General features: G+C 40.1%; 17 protein-coding genes. 8 read left to right on the forward strand and 9 right to left on the reverse strand.

What is annotated here, in order from left to right; all coding sequences use genetic code 11:
• The first annotated feature begins 50 nt into the window (after positions 1-50).
• Positions 51-1,634 carry a BCCT family transporter gene (locus QQJ93_RS07300; protein ID WP_089122856.1) on the forward strand — a complete coding sequence of 528 codons (1,584 nt, stop codon included), beginning with the start codon at positions 51-53 and terminating at the stop codon, positions 1,632-1,634.
• A gap of 176 nt (positions 1,635-1,810) precedes the next feature.
• Here the strand turns inward: QQJ93_RS07300 and QQJ93_RS07305 are convergent, their stop codons facing one another.
• The 4 genes from QQJ93_RS07305 to QQJ93_RS07320 form a co-directional block, all read right to left on the reverse strand.
• Complete coding sequence (locus QQJ93_RS07305; protein WP_089122857.1) at positions 1,811-2,545, reverse strand: 3'-5' exonuclease; 735 nt, start codon at positions 2,543-2,545, stop codon at positions 1,811-1,813.
• A 12-nt stretch (positions 2,546-2,557) separates the two neighbouring features.
• Positions 2,558-4,489, reverse strand: a complete 1,932-nt coding sequence (locus QQJ93_RS07310; protein WP_089122858.1) for a DUF294 nucleotidyltransferase-like domain-containing protein — start codon at positions 4,487-4,489, stop codon at positions 2,558-2,560.
• A gap of 206 nt (positions 4,490-4,695) precedes the next feature.
• Positions 4,696-6,849, reverse strand: coding sequence for a dihydrolipoyl dehydrogenase family protein (locus QQJ93_RS07315; protein ID WP_089122859.1), 2,154 nt, complete (start codon positions 6,847-6,849; stop codon positions 4,696-4,698).
• A gap of 172 nt (positions 6,850-7,021) precedes the next feature.
• On the reverse strand, positions 7,022-8,212 hold the full coding sequence (locus QQJ93_RS07320; RefSeq protein ID WP_089122860.1) for an amino acid aminotransferase: 1,191 nt from the start codon (positions 8,210-8,212) through the stop codon (positions 7,022-7,024).
• Positions 8,213-8,370: 158 nt separating this feature from the next.
• On the opposite strand from QQJ93_RS07320, the gene QQJ93_RS07325 reads away from it, so the two are divergent.
• From QQJ93_RS07325 to QQJ93_RS07340, 4 genes are all read left to right on the forward strand, one after another.
• Positions 8,371-9,048, forward strand: coding sequence for a YoaK family protein (locus tag QQJ93_RS07325; protein ID WP_089122861.1), 678 nt, complete (start codon positions 8,371-8,373; stop codon positions 9,046-9,048).
• A gap of 28 nt (positions 9,049-9,076) precedes the next feature.
• Complete coding sequence (locus tag QQJ93_RS07330; protein WP_284186062.1) at positions 9,077-9,223, forward strand: hypothetical protein; 147 nt, start codon at positions 9,077-9,079, stop codon at positions 9,221-9,223.
• Positions 9,224-9,410: 187 nt separating this feature from the next.
• Positions 9,411-9,875, forward strand: coding sequence for an ASCH domain-containing protein (locus tag QQJ93_RS07335; RefSeq protein ID WP_089123582.1), 465 nt, complete (start codon positions 9,411-9,413; stop codon positions 9,873-9,875).
• A 15-nt stretch (positions 9,876-9,890) separates the two neighbouring features.
• Positions 9,891-10,175 carry a putative quinol monooxygenase gene (locus tag QQJ93_RS07340; RefSeq protein WP_089122862.1) on the forward strand — a complete coding sequence of 95 codons (285 nt, stop codon included), beginning with the start codon at positions 9,891-9,893 and terminating at the stop codon, positions 10,173-10,175.
• Here QQJ93_RS07340 and QQJ93_RS07345 read toward each other — a convergent pair.
• Complete coding sequence (locus QQJ93_RS07345; RefSeq protein ID WP_089122863.1) at positions 10,172-10,822, reverse strand: class I SAM-dependent methyltransferase; 651 nt, start codon at positions 10,820-10,822, stop codon at positions 10,172-10,174. The genes QQJ93_RS07340 and QQJ93_RS07345 overlap by 4 nt on opposite strands.
• A 154-nt stretch (positions 10,823-10,976) precedes the next feature.
• Between QQJ93_RS07345 and QQJ93_RS07350 the strand changes: the two genes are divergently transcribed.
• Complete coding sequence (locus tag QQJ93_RS07350) at positions 10,977-12,179, forward strand: MFS transporter (RefSeq protein ID WP_089122864.1); 1,203 nt, start codon at positions 10,977-10,979, stop codon at positions 12,177-12,179.
• Between the two features lie 55 nt (positions 12,180-12,234).
• Here QQJ93_RS07350 and QQJ93_RS07355 read toward each other — a convergent pair whose 3' ends face one another.
• Positions 12,235-13,002 (reverse strand): TerC family protein, encoded by a 768-nt coding sequence (locus QQJ93_RS07355; RefSeq protein WP_089122865.1) that lies wholly within the window; start codon positions 13,000-13,002, stop codon positions 12,235-12,237.
• A gap of 432 nt (positions 13,003-13,434) precedes the next feature.
• Entirely contained in the window at positions 13,435-14,835 is a 1,401-nt protein-coding gene (asnS, locus tag QQJ93_RS07360; protein ID WP_089122866.1) for an asparagine--tRNA ligase, read from the reverse strand.
• Positions 14,836-15,114: 279 nt separating this feature from the next.
• Between asnS and QQJ93_RS07365 the strand changes: the two genes are divergently transcribed.
• Positions 15,115-15,723: a hypothetical protein gene (locus tag QQJ93_RS07365; RefSeq protein WP_089122867.1), complete on the forward strand. Its 609-nt coding sequence runs from the start codon at positions 15,115-15,117 to the stop codon at positions 15,721-15,723.
• A complete protein-coding gene (locus QQJ93_RS07370; RefSeq protein WP_089122868.1) occupies positions 15,713-16,063 on the forward strand; it encodes a RidA family protein in 351 nt (116 codons plus the stop codon). Before QQJ93_RS07365 ends, QQJ93_RS07370 begins: the two co-directional genes overlap by 11 nt.
• 110 nt (positions 16,064-16,173) lie before the next feature.
• Here the strand turns inward: QQJ93_RS07370 and QQJ93_RS07375 are convergent, their stop codons facing one another.
• Both QQJ93_RS07375 and QQJ93_RS07380 read right to left on the reverse strand, forming a co-directional pair.
• Positions 16,174-17,535: an L-serine ammonia-lyase gene (locus QQJ93_RS07375; protein WP_089122869.1), complete on the reverse strand. Its 1,362-nt coding sequence runs from the start codon at positions 17,533-17,535 to the stop codon at positions 16,174-16,176.
• A 148-nt stretch (positions 17,536-17,683) separates the two neighbouring features.
• Positions 17,684-18,943, reverse strand: a complete 1,260-nt coding sequence (locus QQJ93_RS07380; protein ID WP_089122870.1) for an aromatic amino acid transport family protein — start codon at positions 18,941-18,943, stop codon at positions 17,684-17,686.
• Between the last annotated feature and the right edge of the window lie 371 nt (positions 18,944-19,314).

The following is a 19,314-nucleotide window of genomic DNA, read 5'->3' on the forward strand; positions in this document are numbered from 1 at the left end:
CTATTTAATACATTACTAAGCACAATATTGTCACAGATGGACGAGGTTTTATGACTAAGGGTATAGATAAATACAGTATAGACAGCACCGACTATACGATTGGACAAGATAATGTTCAAAAGTGGGGGTTTGATGTCCATAACGCCGTATTTACCACCAGCGCTGGGTTGACCATTCTTTTTATTATTGCGGTGTTAGTTACCGATCCAGTAACGGCGAAATCGGCATTGGATGGTGTTAAGAACTCAATAATTAATAATTTTGATTCGTTATTTATTTTAGCGGGTAACTTTTTCGTATTATTCTGTTTAGGTATGATCGTTTCACCATACGGTAAAATTCGTTTAGGTGGCGATGATGCAAAAGCAGAGCACTCATACTTATCGTGGTTAGCAATGTTGTTTGCCGCGGGTATGGGTATCGGTCTTATGTTCTGGAGTGTTGCAGAGCCTGCCGCTTACTTTACCGATTGGTATGGTACTCCATTAAATGTTGCCGCAAATACGCCTGAAGCACAGCGTATGGCATTAGGTGCAACAATGTATCACTGGGGTTTACACCCTTGGGCAATTTATGCCGTAGTGGCGTTGTCACTGGCATTTTTTACCTATAACAAAGGCTTACCACTTTCTATTCGTTCGGTTTTTTATCCTATTTTAGGTGACCGCGCTTGGGGTTGGGCTGGCCATATCATTGATATTATCGCGGTATTGGCGACTTTGTTTGGCCTTGCAACCTCGTTAGGTTTTGGTGCTCAACAAGCAGCCAGTGGTATCGGGCATATTTTTGGTATTGATTCCGGTGTTGGCTTGCAGCTTATTGTGATCGCAGCAGTGACCGTACTTGCGGGTATCTCGGTATATCGTGGTATTGACGGTGGTGTAAAACTGGTTAGTAACATCAACATGGTTGCAGCCTTTATTCTACTTGTATTTGTTGGTGGTGTGAGCTTCTCTATCGTTTCTCATACTATTCCTGAAACCTTTATGAGTTACGTTGAAAACATCATTCCATTATCAAACCCATTCAATCGTCCTGATGAAGATTGGATGCATGGTTGGACTGTATTCTATTGGGCATGGTGGATGTCATGGTCACCATTCGTAGGTATGTTTATCGCACGTGTTTCTCGTGGACGTACTGTACGTGAATTCTTAACGGCGGTTCTACTGATTCCAACAATTATTACAGTTGTTTGGATGGGTACCTTCGGTGGTATTGGTATTGATCAGTTAATCAATAAAGTCGGTATGCTAGGTGAGCAAGGTTTCAACGACGCAACAATGGCGATGTTTGAAATGTTTGATGCGCTACCATTTAGCCAAATTATCTCAATGCTTGCAGTTTGTTTAGTGTTGGTATTCTTTATCAGTTCTTCAGATTCAGGCTCTTTGGTTATCGATAGTATTACAGCTGGTGGTAAAGTTGATGCGCCTGTTCCTCAGCGTATGTTCTGGGCTTTCATTGAAGGTGCGGTTGCCATGGCATTATTGTGGGTTGGTGGCTCAAATGCCATTGGTGCACTGCAAGCGGCAGCAATTTCGACGGCATTACCGTTTGTATTCGTACTAATCATTATGTGTATTAGTTTAGTATTGGGTATGCGGACTGAACCGAAGCCAGTGAAGAAATAACGTCTAATACCCTTAGTATTTGAATCCGCAGCTTTGTTGACGGCGCTCATTCGTCTCGCTGCAACTTTAATTACTTTGGGGATAGTAAAATTGTAGAAATTAAAAAGGTTGGCCTCGCGCCAACCTTTTTTGTATACATAAGTTTGATAATGTTCGAAGTAGATTAGTTGTTTTAACTATACCCACAAAACCTTAATTGGGGTCTCTGGGCTGTAATGGTGATAAATCTGTGCCTGTAGTAGCTCTGCTGTTGCAATGGCATCAACGAGCGCATGATGAGGCTGATAGGCTGGTAGATTATATCGACTACGGCTTGAACCTAAACGAACAGAGGCAGGCTTTTTGCCTCGTAATTTATCCCACCAACCACTTACTGCTCGCTTCTGCACTTCAGATTCAATAGCTAAGGTATCTACCATAGGGAATAGGATCCCTTCATTGATCCGCTCCATTAATGCCCGATGAAAGAATTGGCGCTCAATGTATTGATAATGAACGACGACAATTTTTCCCGCCAGTGAATCCAATACTTCATCTAATATGCGTCTTAGATCTGGAGCATCAGATAAATCACTATGCGTAATTCCATGGATAACCACAGAATCGTCATTAAGTGGTTTTCGCGGTTTTACTAGCCAATGTTTACTCTGCTTACAATAGATTCTCTGCAGCGTAAATGGGATTAACCCTATGCTAATAATGCCGTCTTTATCGATATCTAAACCTGTGGTTTCAAAATCTAATGCGACGAATTCCACTTCTGATAGAGGTGTTTCAGGATCAATGACGCCAGTTTGATAAAAGTGCTTTAAGCGAGAATCTTTTACCGAGTTAACTTGATGCTCAAAGTGCTGTTGCCAGGTTAGCTTAGGATCTAAATAGGCTAGTTTGTTGTCTGTCTTCTGTTTCATATCCACTCCAAATTAGCGCTTACGACGAATGGGTTCCGTCTTTTTCTCTGGTGGTGGAGCATTCTTAAAGGAATTGCCGTGATAGCGATATTTTAAGAAGTTCTGAGCATTACTTAATATTTGAAAAGCATCTTTCAGGTTACGTCTTTCAAAATCAGACATATTGTCCGGTTCAATGTTGTTGTCCGGCTCTATTTCATTTTCAACATCTAATGCTTGATGGCGAATGCGTACCATGGAGATGTACTCCATTGCATCTTGAATATCTTCAGCACGGCCTTTAGGTAGAATGCCAGCTTCTATGATGTCATCTAGGCGTTCAAATGAATTTTGTGCACGCGATCCTACGGCTAAAGCATGCACACGAATAAGATCTGCAAGTGGTGCGGTACCACGGCGTTTCAGGTTAATCGAATTGTTATGACGGCCATCTTTTTCCATGACAAAGCCTTTGAAAAAGCCCAGTGGTGGTGTCCGATTAATCGCATTACGTGCAAGGCAAGCTAAGAATTTATTATTTCTACGTGCTCGGCGAACAATAAAGCCATTTAAGCTTTCTGCCCATTTTACTCGGCCGTAAACGCCATCTAAATCAAAAAAGATAGAACTGTTTAGTAAGGCTTTAGGGTTCGGGTTGTCAATCCAGTCAGCAAAACATTCTTCCCACTCAGTACGTGTCATACGCCACATTGGGTTGGTTGCCATGATGTCACCAGTACATAAGTGATAACCACAGCGAGCGAGTCCTTGGCAAACAAACTCCGCTAACTTGGCAAAGTATTCACCGTGTAGAGCTTCATCATAACTATTGTCTAAAATAATCGCGTTATCTTGATCGGTAACAATTAGCTGTTCATCTCTAGCCATCGAGCCCAAAGCAAGGAAGCAGTAGGGAATTGGTGGCTCGCCATATTCTTCTTCTGCTAGTTCAAGAATTCGCTGTTTAAAGCTACGACCAATTACCGCCATCGCACTACCTACCATGTGCGAGTTGGCATCTTCGTGCACCAAGCGAACAAAACAATCTTTCACCTGCTCAGAAATGGAAACTAAATCATCAATGTTTTGCTGCTGATATATTTGGTTAACCAGTAATAGGCTGTTTTGTGATTCGTAACGAATGATATCCGCTACTTCGACGACACCAATAGGCTGTTTATTTTTAAGAATAGGGAGGTGATGAACATTACACCGTAACATTGCTAGCATAGCTTCATAAATGTAGGCATTGTGATCGAGAGAAATTAACTCATGAGACATGACTTCACTGACTTCTGTGCTCGGATCTAGCCCTTCAGCTAATACACGGGTACATAAATCACGGTCAGTAATAATGCCAATCACTTGATTATCATTTTCTTCATCAATATTGATGGAATCGTCAGTGATTAATAACGCTGAAATATTTTCATCTGCCATCAATTTTGCAGCAGCTTGAATCGTTTGATGCCTATCTAAACTAAAGGCTTCACGTGTTAATAAGGTTTTAACTTTAGACGTTGTTAAGTCGTTGGCATTTTTATTATCTGAAAGTGCTTGACGTAATCGTGCATGATTTTCGATCTCAACGAAGTCGGCGAATGTATCTTCAGTTTCATATAGCTCATTAAAAACTTCAACCGGAATACAATAGATAAGAGAATCGGCGGTTGCCGTAGCTGGCAAGCGAACTTTTCCGTTCATCAGTAGCCCCATTTGTCCGAAGATGTCACCTTCGTCTAAACGGTTATAAAGCTCACCCTTACGGCGATATATTTCGACGACACCAGATCGGACCATATATAAATCTTTAATATGATCACCGAATTTGATGATAGGGGTATTTTCTCGGTAATAAGCAATTTCAGTATTATTTGCTACGTAAGCGAGCTTTTCTTCCGGTAGGGAATCAAAAGGGGGAAATTGAGAAAGAAAGTTTTGTATTTCTTGTAATTCGGCTTCCATAAGAACCACTACTACTTTATGAATGTGCAGTAACTATAGGCAATTGAAGGTAAGAACTAAAGCGGTAATCTTTGTAATTCATAAAGATAGTTGTAAATGAGTGACTTTAGGGTCTATCGGTCTTTTATACTGTAAAAAGATAACATCTAAAATGATTTTATCACGAGTAAAATTTAACCAAGTAAGAACAATAGACCCAAACTTAATCAACCTCTACGCCATGTGTGATATTTTTCTAACCAGTTTAAAATGGTTTCTGGAGCATGTGCTTTTTTCCATTCACCTGCTGCGTATTTATTACCTTCTGCCCAAGTCGGATAAGCATGAATAGTGCCGAGTATTTTATTCAATCCTAGTCCGTGCTTCATTGCCAAAACAAATTCAGCGATTAAATCTCCTGCTTGTTGACCGACAATAGTGACGCCTAAAATGGTATCTTTACCTTTAGGGGTAATGACTTTAATAAAACCTTTGGTGTTACTTTCTGTTATAGCTCGGTCTAATTCTTCAAATTCAAAGCGAGTGACTTCGTAATCGATGCCTTGTTGCTGAGCTTCGGTTTCATTTAGTCCAACACGAGCAACTTCAGGATCAATAAATGTTGTCCATGGGATAACACGGTAATCTACTTTGAATTTTTTGAGGTTACCAAATAGGGCATTAACTGCAGCATACCAAGCCTGATGAGCGGCAACATGAGTAAATTGATAAGGACCAACAATATCACCAGCAGCAAAAATATTAGGGTATAAAGTCTCTAAGTAATCGTTAGTTTGTACAGTACGGTTTGTTTCAATGCCAAGCTCTTCTAAACCATATCCTTCAAGGCGAGCAGAGCGACCTACTGCGCAAAGTAGCTGATCAAATTCGATTTCAATTTCTGCTCCTTGATGTTCAAGTATGATGAGTTTTTGGTTATCGCGTTTCTCACATCTTAACGCTTTGTGGCCGGTAAGAATTTGCACACCACTTTGGGTTAACTCTTGATGAGCTAGTTCAGATACTTCTAGATCTTCGCGCAACATGATCCTATCAGCCATTTCAATTTGAATAACGTTAGATCCTAGGCGAGCAAAACTTTGTGATAATTCACAACCAATAGGGCCACCACCTAACACCACTAGTCTCTTTGGTGGTGTTTCAAGCTCAATAAAGGTCTTCCATAAGGTGTCACTAGTGACATAACCTACATCTTCTAATCCTGGTAATGGTGGTACAAATGGCCGAGCACCAGTGGCAATTACAATGTTTCGAGTGGTGAGTTTTTCTATTGAGCCATCTTGCAGAGTTATTTCTACCGTCCATGGATCGATGATGTTGGCGTAACCTTGTTTAACTTCAACACCCAAGCTTGTATAACGCTCAATACTGTCATGTGGCTCAACTTGGGCAATGACATCATGAACACGCTGCATAACCTTACTAAAGGAAAAAGTAGGAGTGTGATTATCTAAACCGTAATGTTCAGCATGTCTGAATTGTTCGGCAACTTTTGCACTTTTAATGAGTGCTTTGCTAGGTACACAACCGTAATTTAAACAGTCACCTCCCATTTTATTGGTTTCTATTAACGTGACTTTTGCTCGTACCGTGGCTGCAATGTAACTACTAACCAACCCCGCTGCACCACCACCAATTACAATCATGTTTCGATCAAATTTTTGAGGTTTATTCCATTTTGCATAAACACGTTTTTTCTGAATAGCGGCAATAATCGATTTAGCAATCAATGGGAAAATACCGAGTAGGGCAAATGAAATAATAAGATCGAAAGATAGGATGCCTTTTAAACTATCTATTTGAGCTAGTTGGGTTCCTGCATTCACATAAACTACAGTACCAGCGAGCATGCCTATTTGGCTGACAAGGTAAAAAGTGAGGGTTTTTATTTTGGTTAAGCCCATCAATAAATTGATTAGGAAAAAGGGGAAAATAGGAACAAGGCGTAGAGTAAAAAGATAAAAAGCACCATCCCTTTCAATGCCTTCATTAATTGGTTTTAAACGAGATGAAAACTTCTTTTCAATGGTGTCGCGTAGTAAATAACGGGACACAAGAAATGCTAATGTTGCGCCAATCGTTGAAGCAAATGAGACAAGAAATAATCCCGTGGTTAAGCCAAATAAGCCACCTGCAGCGAGAGTCAAAATAGCTGCACCAGGTAGTGATAATGCAGTAATAAGGATATAACCGATAAAAAAGCTCGCAGCAACCAAAACAGGGGAACTCTGTTGCCAATTGCTAAAGTCATCCATGCGAGCCTTTAACCCATCTAAGGTCAAAATATGCTGTAAATCGAAAGTGAAGAATAAGCCAATTAAAATAATTGCACTTGTGAGTAATAATAGTTTTTTTAGCATACTTATTTCCATATGGTACTGGTATGTTTCGACGGTAGTATATCGATAGGGATAAACTAAGAGACAGGCTTAAGCTTTAAAAAATTTCAGGATGAAGATTAATATTAAGGTTGAGGATGAATAAAAAAGGCCAGCAAACGCTGACCTTTGAAAATGAGCATTGATGGTGGGCTTATAGAACCGCCGCAATACCTTTACATAGTGGACCCATGTTCGATTTTGTCATACCCGCTACGCTAATACGGCCCGAACCTACAATGTAAATAGCAAATTCGTCTTTCAGGCGATTCACTTGTTCTTTGCTTAAACCAGAGAAAGAAAACATACCATTTTGAGCTTCGATAAAGCTGAAATCTTGTGTTACGCCTTCATCTTTTAACGTCTGAACAAAAAGGGTACGCATCTCTTGAATTCGGTCACGCATTTCTGCTACTTCCGATTCCCATTCAGTACGTAACGCTTCATCGTTTAATATGTGGGTAACGACTGCCGCGCCATGAGCGGGTGGGTTTGAGTAGATAGAACGAATGATCTTTTTAACTTGTGAAAATGCAGTTGTCGCAGTTTCTGTGGTTGCCGCGACAAGTGTGAAAGCCCCGACACGTTCATTGTATAAACCGAAGTTTTTAGAGAATGAACTTGCAACTAAAATTTCATCGCAGTATTGAGCGAAAGTACGTAAACCAGCAGCGTCGTCTTCAACACCTTTAGCAAAGCCTTGGTATGCGAAGTCAAATAGTGGAAGTAGTCCTTTATCGGCACACAGCTTGGCTAGTTGATCCCACTCGGAAGCGGTAGGATCAATACCCGTTGGGTTATGACAGCAACCGTGTAGCAATACCACGTCACCAGCTTGAGCATCAGCTAAGCTGGCGAGCATTGCATCAAAATCTTTATCGTGAGTTTCGGCGTTGTAGTAGTTGTATTGTGCGGTTTCTACACCTGCAGCAGTAAACACACCTACGTGGTTCGCCCAAGTTGGATTGCTGATCCAAATTTTTCCTGCATTTAATTCACGTTTGATAAATTCGCCCGCTACACGAAGTGCGCCTGTACCACCTGGGGCTTGAGCTGTTTTTGCTAGCTTGCCCGTTACAATTTTTGAATCAGCACCAAAAAGAAGTTTTTGTACTGCAGCGCCATATTCGGCAGTACCTTCAATAGTTAAGTAAGACTTAGTCTTCTCTGACTCAAGTAATGCGGCTTCCGCTTTTTTTACCGTGGCTAATACTGGCGTTTGACCTTCTTCATTCTTGTAGATACCTACACCTAAGTTGATTTTGGTTGCTCGAGAATCACTCTTAAATTCTTCAGTTAAACCAAGAATCGGGTCGGCAGGTGCAGCAGGTACTTTTTCAAACATAATTCCGTCCATGTAAATGAGTAAATAATTCGATTATTTATACCGTTATACGCTATAGGTTACAACCGTAAATCGTACTTGGTGACATGTTTGATTCATATCATTCAATCAGAAATAAACAGGGGTACACTTGTCAGTCATTAATTGGGAGAGTGATTATGTTTACCAAGTTACCGAAGTGGGTCGAATATGGCGCGTTTACATTAGCTTTAATCGCGGGGTTTGTGAATGCGATTGGCTTGCTAGGTTTTGAGCATCAAGCCATTTCTCACTTATCAGGTAGTGTTACGCAAATTGGTGTGAGCCTGATGGAACGTCCGATTGTCTCTGTGTTTTTAATCGCTTTAGTTGGCAGTTTTGTTGTTGGCTCAACCATATCGGGGATTTTAATTTCTGGGGAGTCTTTAAAGTTAGGGCGACATTATGATCTAGTTTTATTGTTGGAAGGGATATTACTGCTTCTATCAACCTTTTTACTCTACGAACATATCAGCTGGGGATTATGCTTAGCCTCAATGGCTTGTGGCTTACAAAACGCACTGGTAACCACTTACAGCGGCGCGGTCATTCGTACTACACATTTAACAGGCATCTTTACCGACCTTGGGTTGATGTTGGGTAGCAAAATAAAAGGTCAGGAGGTTAATAAACGAAAATTCGTTATGTTTAGTGTGATTATCTGTGGTTTTTTAAGTGGTGGTGTTTTAGGTTATTTGGCATTCCAGCGTATTAATGTATCAGCATTAGTCATTCCCGCTGTTTGTTGTTTACTGTTATCTTTTATCTATAGAATTTATACCCAAGTAACTTCAAAATACAAGTTTCAGCAAGAATAAAACAAGCTTTAGGCAAGGCAAATTGGACATGATCATAGTTACTCTATCTCAGTTCAATTTAACGCCGCCTAAAGCTTGTTTTAACTTGCCCTTCGGGAGCTTCATCCAAACCTTTATGCCTCGTCAGATTGGTTTGAAAGGTGATTACATTCCTTCGCCAATTTTCCTTGTCTAAAGGGTTGGATGATAGCTCTGAATTCTGCATCTTGAAGTCACTAGGGTATATCGCCAAAAGAATAAAAATTAACTGTTTTTCAGTGGTTGGTAACACTTTTTAACCTCATTCATCATAACGTCATGACAGTTAGAGACTTTCTAGTTTAAGCTTCCAATATTCAAGGATGAATATGGAACAATGGAAAATGACACCACGTGCAAAATCTTATCTTAATCACTATCTTTTCTCATTAAATGAAAGCTTACGTCGACGCTATACTTCATTTAATGCAGACTTCTTTTGTGCTACCGAGCAAGATGCTAATACTTGCGCCCAACTTGTTATTCAAGGCGATAAAACGGCAACCTGTAGCTTGAAATATTGGTATGAACAAGCCAATGAACCACTACCAGAAGTCGGGCACTTACAAGTAGTTTTAAATTGGGATGGAGAGCCACAATGCATTATCGAAACATTAGAGGTATTTGAAATCCCGTTTAATCAAATGACCGAGCAATTTGCTTTTGATGAAGGCGAGGGAGATAAGTCACTTGAGCATTGGCGTAAAGCTCATAAAGCATTTTTTGAGCAAGAGTGTCAGCAAGAAGGTATTACATTTGATGAAAATATGATGCTAGTTTGTGAGCGTTTTAAGAAGGTTTACCCATAATATTGGAATATTACGATGCCCAAAGTTGTTTTACAGGGATACATTATTGTTCCAGAGAAAGACCTTGCACTAATAATTAATGAACTTGAGAACCATCGTCTGTTAACTTGGCAAGAAGAGGGTTGTTTGGTTTTTAATGTAGAGCAAAGCCCTAATAACCTATGTCGATTTAATGTCTATGAAGAGTTTACAGACCAAGCTGCTTTTGAGTTTCATCAACAAAGGGTAAAAGCATCACTTTGGGGAAAATTGAGCCAAAACGCAAAACGTTATTATCAAATCACTAATGAAAATAATTAACGAATGAATTTTAAAATGTGACCTTTAAATTCACCGTCAATATAATCAGTATGAGCTGGTTTTTCATTAGTGTAATTAAAGCCAAACTCGATCATTTTTGTGCTGAGCTTATTTTTTCTGCCACGGCCAGGATCAACTAAAATGACTTCACATTGTGAGTTTGCATGAGCATTAATAAACGTTGCCAGTAGGTTGATATGATTATCTTCATAAAGTAGATCACTACCAATGATCATATCGAATAAACCTAGATTATCATTGCTATCGGCCCAGTCGGTACGTTCAAAATCAATCAAACGGTCACCATTTAATTCAGTATTACGGTCAAGGAAAGTTTGCACTTCAGGGTGGTAGTCGGTGGCGGTAATATTAGCCGATTGTGCATTAAGAACTAGGCTCGATAAGCCAATACCACAACCAATTTCTAGAATACGTTTTTTACCCGTTTCACAATCAAACATATAGTGCGCAAGTACTAGGCTAGAAGGCCACAAAACACCAAATATTGGCCAAGAAGCCGATGAGATTCCGAGTTTTTCAGCTGTGCCGTCAGGGTCATAAAATTCTTGATTATTGCGTAGGGTGCACAAGTGTATATCAGTTTTACCAAATTCTATGGTCTGATAGCTTAAACGTAATTTTGTCATGGTAGCCTAAATCGTTGGCGCTGAGCCAGCTAACTAGGCATTCTAGATGACATGACAAAACGGGAAATGGATTTTAATAGTATAGAATATAAGCAAAAAGGCAATGTATTTATACTTTGTAATTTTATGGTTATTAGGGATTAAAGAGGACTAAATGACGACATCATCAATTGAAACAAACAGAATAATGACAACGAAAAATCGTATGATGTTGCTAGTGGTGGGGGTGCTGTTAATTGCGGCTAATTTACGAGCTCCAGTCACCGGAATTGCTCCAATGATTGAGCTCGTATCAGGCTCTTTTCAATTATCAGCCACTCAAGCAGGGTTGCTGACAACATTACCGCTTATTGCATTTGCATTATTTGCACCACCATCTGCTTATTTAGCCAAACGTTTTGGTGTCGAATATACAATCTTTTTTGCTCTGGTCTTCATTGCGATAGGTTTGATTCTCCGCTCGCTTGGTAGTGTTAGTAATTTGTTTATTGGAACCGGACTAATTGGTATAGGAGTGAGTATTGGTAATGTATTACTTCCTATAGTGGTAAAACGAGATTTCCCAATGAAAGTTGCATTGATGACGTCTAGTTATGTGCTGGCTATGGGGATTGCCTCGGCACTGGCATCGGCGTTTTCGATACCATTAGCCAATTTTCATCAACTAGGATGGCAATGGTCACTGGCGGCGTTGAGCATACTTACATTTATTGCCATGATTATTTGGTTACCGCAATTGTCCAATAATCAAAAGCCTAATGCGGTAAATGATAAAGCTTCTACATCAATTAATTTATGGTCTAAGTCTCTGGCGTGGCAAGTTTCTTTCTACTTAGGATGTGGTTCATATTTTACTTATACCATGGTGGCTTGGTTGCCAAGCTTATTAGTTCAAGCGGGATATAGCTCTGCGGAAGCAGGGGTGATACATGGAGTGTTTCAAATTGGAACAGCACTTCCGGGGATTTTTATTATCCCTCTAGTAGCAAAGCTTGCTGATCAGCGTATGCCGGCTTTTGGTATTTGTTTTATTGCGGGTGTGGCGTCAGTGGGGTTATTGATACTGCCACAGTTTGCTTATATGTGGTCGTTTTTACTTGGCTTATCGTCGGGAGCTTGGTTCATATTGGGACTGTCTTTTATCAGTTTCAGGACGAGTAGCCCTTTACAAGCCACTACATTATCGGGAATGGCTCAATTTTTAGGGTATTTATTAGCCGCGATTGGACCGATGTTGGCTGGGTATTTATACGGAATAAATAATGGTTGGAACGAAGTGATTTGGATGATCCTGATCATATGTATTATCGCAGGCACAATAGGGTTGTTTGCTGGTCGAAACACGGTGATTAAATAAAAAGGCTAAGGACATCAGTTTATATTTGTGATGACCTGTAGCCTATGAATTAATATTATTGAGAGGTGGAAAGAATTTTTATTTTTGCGCTGTGCGTCTTCATTAGTGTTTCACGATGTTGTTTTTTCTTAAGTTGTATATGGCACAGTTCAAGAATTAAACCAAATAGCATCGCAAAGTACACATAGCCTTTGTTGATATGAATAGCGAACCCTTCGGCTATTAAAAGTCCACCAAGCAAGATCAAGAATAATAGTGCTAATGTTTTAAATCCAGGATACTGGATAACGAGATTATTAATTTTTTCTGCAATAAGTATCATCACAAACGCTGATGTCAAAATAGCCGCCACCATGATTGGGATTTCACTTGTTAAACCGATAGCGGTAATAACTGAATCCATCGAGAATACAGCATCAACGGCAACGATTTGCAATAAAACTATCGCCATACCTGTTCGAATATGAGTTGAGTGGGATTGTTCTGAATGTATTAGCCACGCCCACAGCTCTTTTGTACTTTTAGTTAATAAAAAGCCACCACCTGCAATCATAATAAGATCGCGACCGGTTAAACTAAAGTCTTGTATTTCAAATAATGGTTGCGTTAAAGACATTACCCAAGAAATTGAAAAGACTAAAGTAATACGAGCTAATACCGCCAAGCTTATACCTAGATTTCTAGCAAGTTTACGTTGTTGTACTGGCAGTCGTTCACATAGAACCGAAATAAAGACGATGTTATCTACGCCTAAGATGATCTCAAGTGCGAATAATGTGGCGAAAATCGCCCAAGTTTCGGGTTGTAAGAATAGTTCTAACATATTGTTGCTCCCAAGACTGTGGAAGCTTGGTGTGTGTACAGTCGACTAAAGGGGTCGTCCATATATTTTTTATTTACCTCTTATTACTTAGGAAGGCCTAGTACATCATAGCTTCCTAATACTGACAATATAGTCATTTGTAAGAAATATTAACCAGATAAAGAAGAGGGGTTATTTGAATTGTTTTCATTATTTGGAGGTATCTATGGGGATTGATGACCAAGATTGAATATACCCGTCGTACTTGAAGTTGCAGCTTTGTTGTCAGCGTTCATTCACCCCAATCACATAGGCGAGCTATGCTCATAGGGCCTTATTCACTTGTCGCCTCACTGCAACTTCAATTACTTTGGGTATACAACAATAGGGAATAAAAAAGCCTGCTCATTTTTAAGTGAGCAGGCTTTGATTTATTAGGTTGAATTCTAATGATTAGAAGTTTGCGCTACGCGGAGTACGTGGGAATGGGATCACGTCACGAACATTGCCCATACCGGTTACGTAAGAAACAAGACGCTCAAAACCAAGACCGAAACCAGCGTGTGGTACAGTACCGTAGCGACGTAGATCGCGATACCAAGACATGTGCTCAGGGTCGATATTCATTGCAATCATACGTTGATCAAGTACATCTAAACGTTCTTCACGTTGTGCACCACCAATGATTTCACCAATACCAGGTGCAAGTACATCCATTGCTGCAACGGTTTTACCATCGTCGTTTAAACGCATGTAGAAAGCTTTGATGTCTTTCGGATAGTTCTTAACGATGACTGGTGCGTTGAAGTGTTCTTCAGCAAGGAAACGCTCATGCTCAGAAGACATGTCGATACCCCACTCAACAGGGAATTCGAACTCACGACCAGAATCTAGCAAGATTTGAATTGCATCAGTGTAATCCACTTGTGCAAAGTCAGACTCAACAAATTTTTCAAGGCGAGTGATGGCTTCCTTATCGATACGTGAAGCAAAGAACTCAAGGTCATCACGACGCTCAGCAAGTACTGCTTTGAATACGTATTTCAGCATATCTTCAGCAAGTTTTGCTACATCATCTAAATCAGCAAAAGCGACTTCAGGCTCAACCATCCAGAACTCCGCTAAGTGGCGACTAGTGTTTGAGTTTTCAGCACGGAAAGTTGGACCAAATGTATAAACTTTGCTTAAAGCACATGCATAAGCTTCGGCATTTAATTGGCCAGAAACCGTTAGGAATGTTTCTTTACCGAAGAAATCTTCGTTGAAATCGACATCACCTTTGTCTGTACGAGGTAGGTTTTCCATATCTAGTGTAGAGACACGGAACATTTCGCCTGCACCTTCTGCATCAGAAGCCGTGATGAGTGGAGCTGAAGTCCAAAAGAAGCCTTGCTCATGGTAGAAACGGTGGATAGCTTGAGATAAGCAGTTACGTACACGAGCCACTGCGCCAATTACGTTGGTACGTGGGCGAAGGTGTGCTACTTCACGCAAGTATTCAATTGAATGGCGAGTTTTAGCCATTGGGTAAGTGTCAGCATCTTCAACCCAACCAACCACTTTTACTGCGGTTGCTGCTAGTTCAAAATCTTGACCTTTAGCTGGAGATTCAACGATTTTACCAGTCACTTCAACAGAACAGCCCGTTGTTAGTTTTAGGACTTCATCGTTGTAATTATTTAACTCATTAGGGACCACGGCCTGAATCGGGTCGAAACAAGAGCCGTCATAAATGGCAAGGAAAGAGATTCCAGCTTTGGAATCACGACGTGTACGGATCCAACCACGAACAGTGATTTCACTGTCTACGGCTAATTTACCGCTTAGTACGTCTGTTACAGGCGCGTAAGTCATTTTTTTCTCCATTAAAACACTGCAAAAAAGGGCAGTGCAAACTAATAATTTAGGTGTAATAGGCTATCAATTAAGCGCGATAGAAAATTATTACAAGTATTCGACATATTACTCAACACAGGTTTGGCATCAACCTTTATTGTGCAATTATTTCTATTTTTAGCGCTTTAGTTCTAAATTGAGGTGATAATAGCCAAAATTATGCGTAAAAAAATAAGCTATATCGGTTTTAGTCGCGCTACAATGATGTGATTAGATGAGAATAATTAAGGGGGATTGGTGAACTTTCGACTGTTATGTACCAGCATTTTAGCAACAAGTTTTTTAGCAGGTTGTTCTACAATTGGCGGAAATCGCACTTCGGTGAAATCGGCTCAAGATGTCAATGATCATATGACGTTTAAGCAAGATCCTATTACTCGTAGTATGGACTTACAAACCGATTCCTACTGGGCTAAATGTGAATCGGAATGGGATGGCTTAGGATATCGATACCGTACTTCAGTCTATGCCAGTGGTAATCAGCAGACGCAACTTTATGTTCGCTTAAAATCTTCTCAAGGTGCTTATGGTATTGAGAAAGCATTTGATGACAATGGTGAGGATTATCCATTAGAGATTTATAAGCCAGAAAATAAATCAGATTCTGTAGTATATGAAAATTTTGCTTTAAATATCTCCCCTGAACAATTAAAAGCTGCTAGTAAAGCTCCTGTGGTAATGCATTTAAAAGGAAAACAGCACGATTGTACCTTTACGGTTGAACAGCCTGTTAGTTATGCATTTTCTTTAAACCTAGACGAATTAATGAAACAAGTGGATGAGGCTAAAGCGAAAGAAGTTGCAGTCGAAGTTCAACAAGATGAGAATAAGAGTAATGACAATTAAAAGAGTGAACCCCTGCGCACGTTGGTCTGATGTGACGGTTTATAATGGCATTGCCCATTTTGTCGAAGTCGCTGAAAGTGATACCAAAGCGGATATTCGTGGGCAAGCCCAGCAAATATTTGCACAAGCAGAAGAAATGCTGGCAAGTGTGAATAGTGATAAATCGAAAATCTTATCCTGCACCATTTATTTAACCGATTTTGCAAACTTTGATACTTTTAACGAAGAGTGGGAAACATGGCTACCTGAAGGCGGTGCACCAAGTCGAGCATGCGTAAAAGCAGAATTAGCTAATCCAGAATTATTGGTTGAAATAGCATTTGTTGCGGCAGCGGAGTAAAGTTCCTAGCTCCTATGGGGATAATCGGCAGCCCAAAAATGAATAAGGCGCGTAAAGAATATACTTCACGCGCCGTATTTTTCCTAGAAACTAGGGACTAGCAACTCAAATCAACAAATGACTTTAACCGCTAAGCCACCTTGTGAGGTTTCACGATACTTAGCATTCATATCTTTACCGGTTTCTAGCATGGTTTCGATAACTTTATCTAAAGATACACGAGGCTCAGAAGAACGACGTAGCGCCATACGAGTCGAGTTGATGGCTTTCACCGCAGCAATGCCATTACGCTCGATGCAAGGTACTTGTACTTGTCCTGCGACAGGGTCACAAGTTAAACCTAGGTTATGTTCCATGCCAATTTCCGCCGCCATACACACTTGCTCTGGGCTACCACCTAGTAACTCAGCAAGGCCAGCTGCTGCCATTGAACATGCTACACCAACTTCACCTTGACAACCTACTTCAGCACCAGAAATAGAAGCATTTTGTTTATACAAACCACCAATTGCGCCAGAAGCAGCGAAGTAGCGAATATAGTCTTTTTCGGTGACTGGTTGAATGAATTTATCGTAGTAGGCGAGTACCGCTGGAATAATGCCGCATGCACCATTGGTTGGCGCAGTGACTACCCGACCACCCGCAGCATTTTCTTCATTGACTGCAAAGGCATACATATTTACCCAATCGATCACAGCCATAGGATCGGTGGAGGTGTTAGATGATGTCATTAACTGCTGGCGCAATGCTGAAGCTCGACGAGGAACGCGCAATGGACCAGGCAAAATACCTTCAGTACTCATGCCTTTCTCCATACATTCACGCATGGTTTTCCAAATGTTAGCGAAATAGGTACACACTTCTTCTTGAGAGTATTGAGCACTTTCGTTTTTCATCACTAATGTGCTGATCGACAAACCATGTTCTTTACACAGAGTCACTAGCTCAGTTGCAGAGTTAAACTCGTAAGGCACTTGGTAGGTCGATTCAATTTTCTTACCAAAGTTTTCTTCATCAACAATAAAACCACCACCGATAGAGTAGTAAGTCTTAGTGTAAACCACTTCATCGCCAATCCAAGCGTGCAAAGTCATGCCATTTTCATGTAATGAAAGATTGGTCTTTTTGAAGTTCATGCCACCGTCTTTTGGAAAATCAACAGTGTGGCTGTCCATGTCAACCGGTAAGCGTTCTGTTTGTTCAACACGAGCGATGAAGCTCGGGATGGAGTCAATATCTACGTGTTCTGGCGTGTTACCTGCCAGACCCATAATGATGGCGATATCAGTATGGTGACCTTTCCCTGTCAGTGATAATGAACCGTAAACATCGACAGTAATTTTTGTAATATCACGAAGTTTACCTTGCTCTGTAAGATCATCGATAAACTGTTTACCGGCTTTCATAGGACCAACCGTGTGAGAACTGGATGGACCAACACCAATTTTGTAGATATCAAAAACACTGATCATGTTATTACCTCTGATAAGCCCCTTAGGATTAAGAGGCTTTAAGTTTTCTATTGCTGTTTATGTAGAGTAGCGTTGTTATTTTATTTTTGAAACTTTGTATTGATTAGCTAAATTATAGCCTAGTTTGCTATATCTCTAGCACCATAGCTCAAAAGGAGCCGTAGATTACAGAAGTAATCGCTGCAACACCACAAATAGCTGTAAAGATTTGTGCGAAAGTTGAGGTTTTGAACTTAGCCATTGCTGGCACTTTACGCATTGCATAAATCGGCATAATAAAGAGGATTGCTGCAATCATTGGTGCGCCCATAGATTCAATCATACCTAAGATGCTTGGGTTGATGATCGAAATGACCCATGTGGTTAATACAATGAAGAGTAGTGAAATTTTGTTAGCCCTTGTTTCAGAGGCTTTTGAACGAGATTTCACTAAACCAACTAAGCCTTCATGTGCACCAAGGAAGTGACCAAAGTAGCTTGAAGTAATAGCAGCAAATGCCACGATAGGGCCTAGGTAAGAAATCATTGGCGAAGAGTGAATATTGGCTAAATAAGACAATACACTGATGTTTTGTGCTTGCGCTTCACCTAGTTGCTCTGGTGTTAAAGAAAGCACAACTGAGAATACAAAAAACATCACGAATGCCATTAACATGGTTGCCGCGCCACCAGTGATCATATCGGTTTTTTTCACCGCATTTTCACCATAAACACGACGTTGTTCTTTAGCAAACTGGCTGATAATAGGGCTATGGTTGAATGAGAACACGATAATTGGAATAGCTAACCAAATGATTTTTGGCATTTCAGCCCAGTTTGGCGTGACTTCAGCCATTGAAGTATTCCATTCTGGAATAAGAAAAATAGATAGTGCTAATAAGATAAATACAAGAGGGTAAACCATCAATGATGTCACTTTTAGCATTAACTCTTTACCAAAGATAACTCCACAAGTCATCAAACTAATTAAAGCGCCTGAAAGCAACCAACGAGGAATAGATTCAAAACCAAGTTGGTTTACTAAGAAAGAGTCAACCGTATTGGTAATGCCTACACCATAAATAAGTACAATTGGGTAGATTGCAAAGAAATAAGCAAAAGTAATGATGGTGGCGCCGGTTTTACCGAAATGCTCTTCTACGGTATCAGTAATATCTGCATTTGGATTTTTAGCGGATAAAACGAAACGGGCTAAACCTTTGTGAGCAAGCCAAATCATTGGCATGGCAATTAAAGCTAGAATAACCAATGGCCAAAAGCCACCAGCACCAGCTTTAATTGGTAGAAATAAAACACCAGCACCAACAGCAGTGCCAAATAAAGATAGTACCCAAGAAAAATCTTGGTAAGTCCATTTAGTCGAAGTTGGAGCATTTTCGACTGCAGCATTAATGGTTTTTGTATTCATGTTTAATTCTCTTAAAAGTTGGGAACAGGAAGAATTGGCGTGGATTATGCTGATTTGGAGGGATAAAAATAGGATCAATATCAGTTTATGTGCCGAATAAATTGCAAATGTTTCATAACATGCGCTGTGTCACGAAAAAACCACGCTTCAGATTAAATAAACTTATCCGAAATATTCGAAATTCTTATGTGAAATCGGGGTTTGTTTAAATGATGAGCAGAAGGTAAGTCAAACGACTTATCTGCCAAGAGGGAAATACTAAAATTAATTCACTTGTAAAAATAAGGGGAATAGCCAACTAAACTGATAAAGGTAGAACCTCTTGCGGTTGAATAGTTGGATTCGAAGTGACTTGATTATCAGTCGATGAT

This window comes from Vibrio algivorus, assembly GCF_030161215.1.
In the GTDB taxonomy this organism is placed as follows: domain Bacteria; phylum Pseudomonadota; class Gammaproteobacteria; order Enterobacterales; family Vibrionaceae; genus Vibrio; species Vibrio algivorus.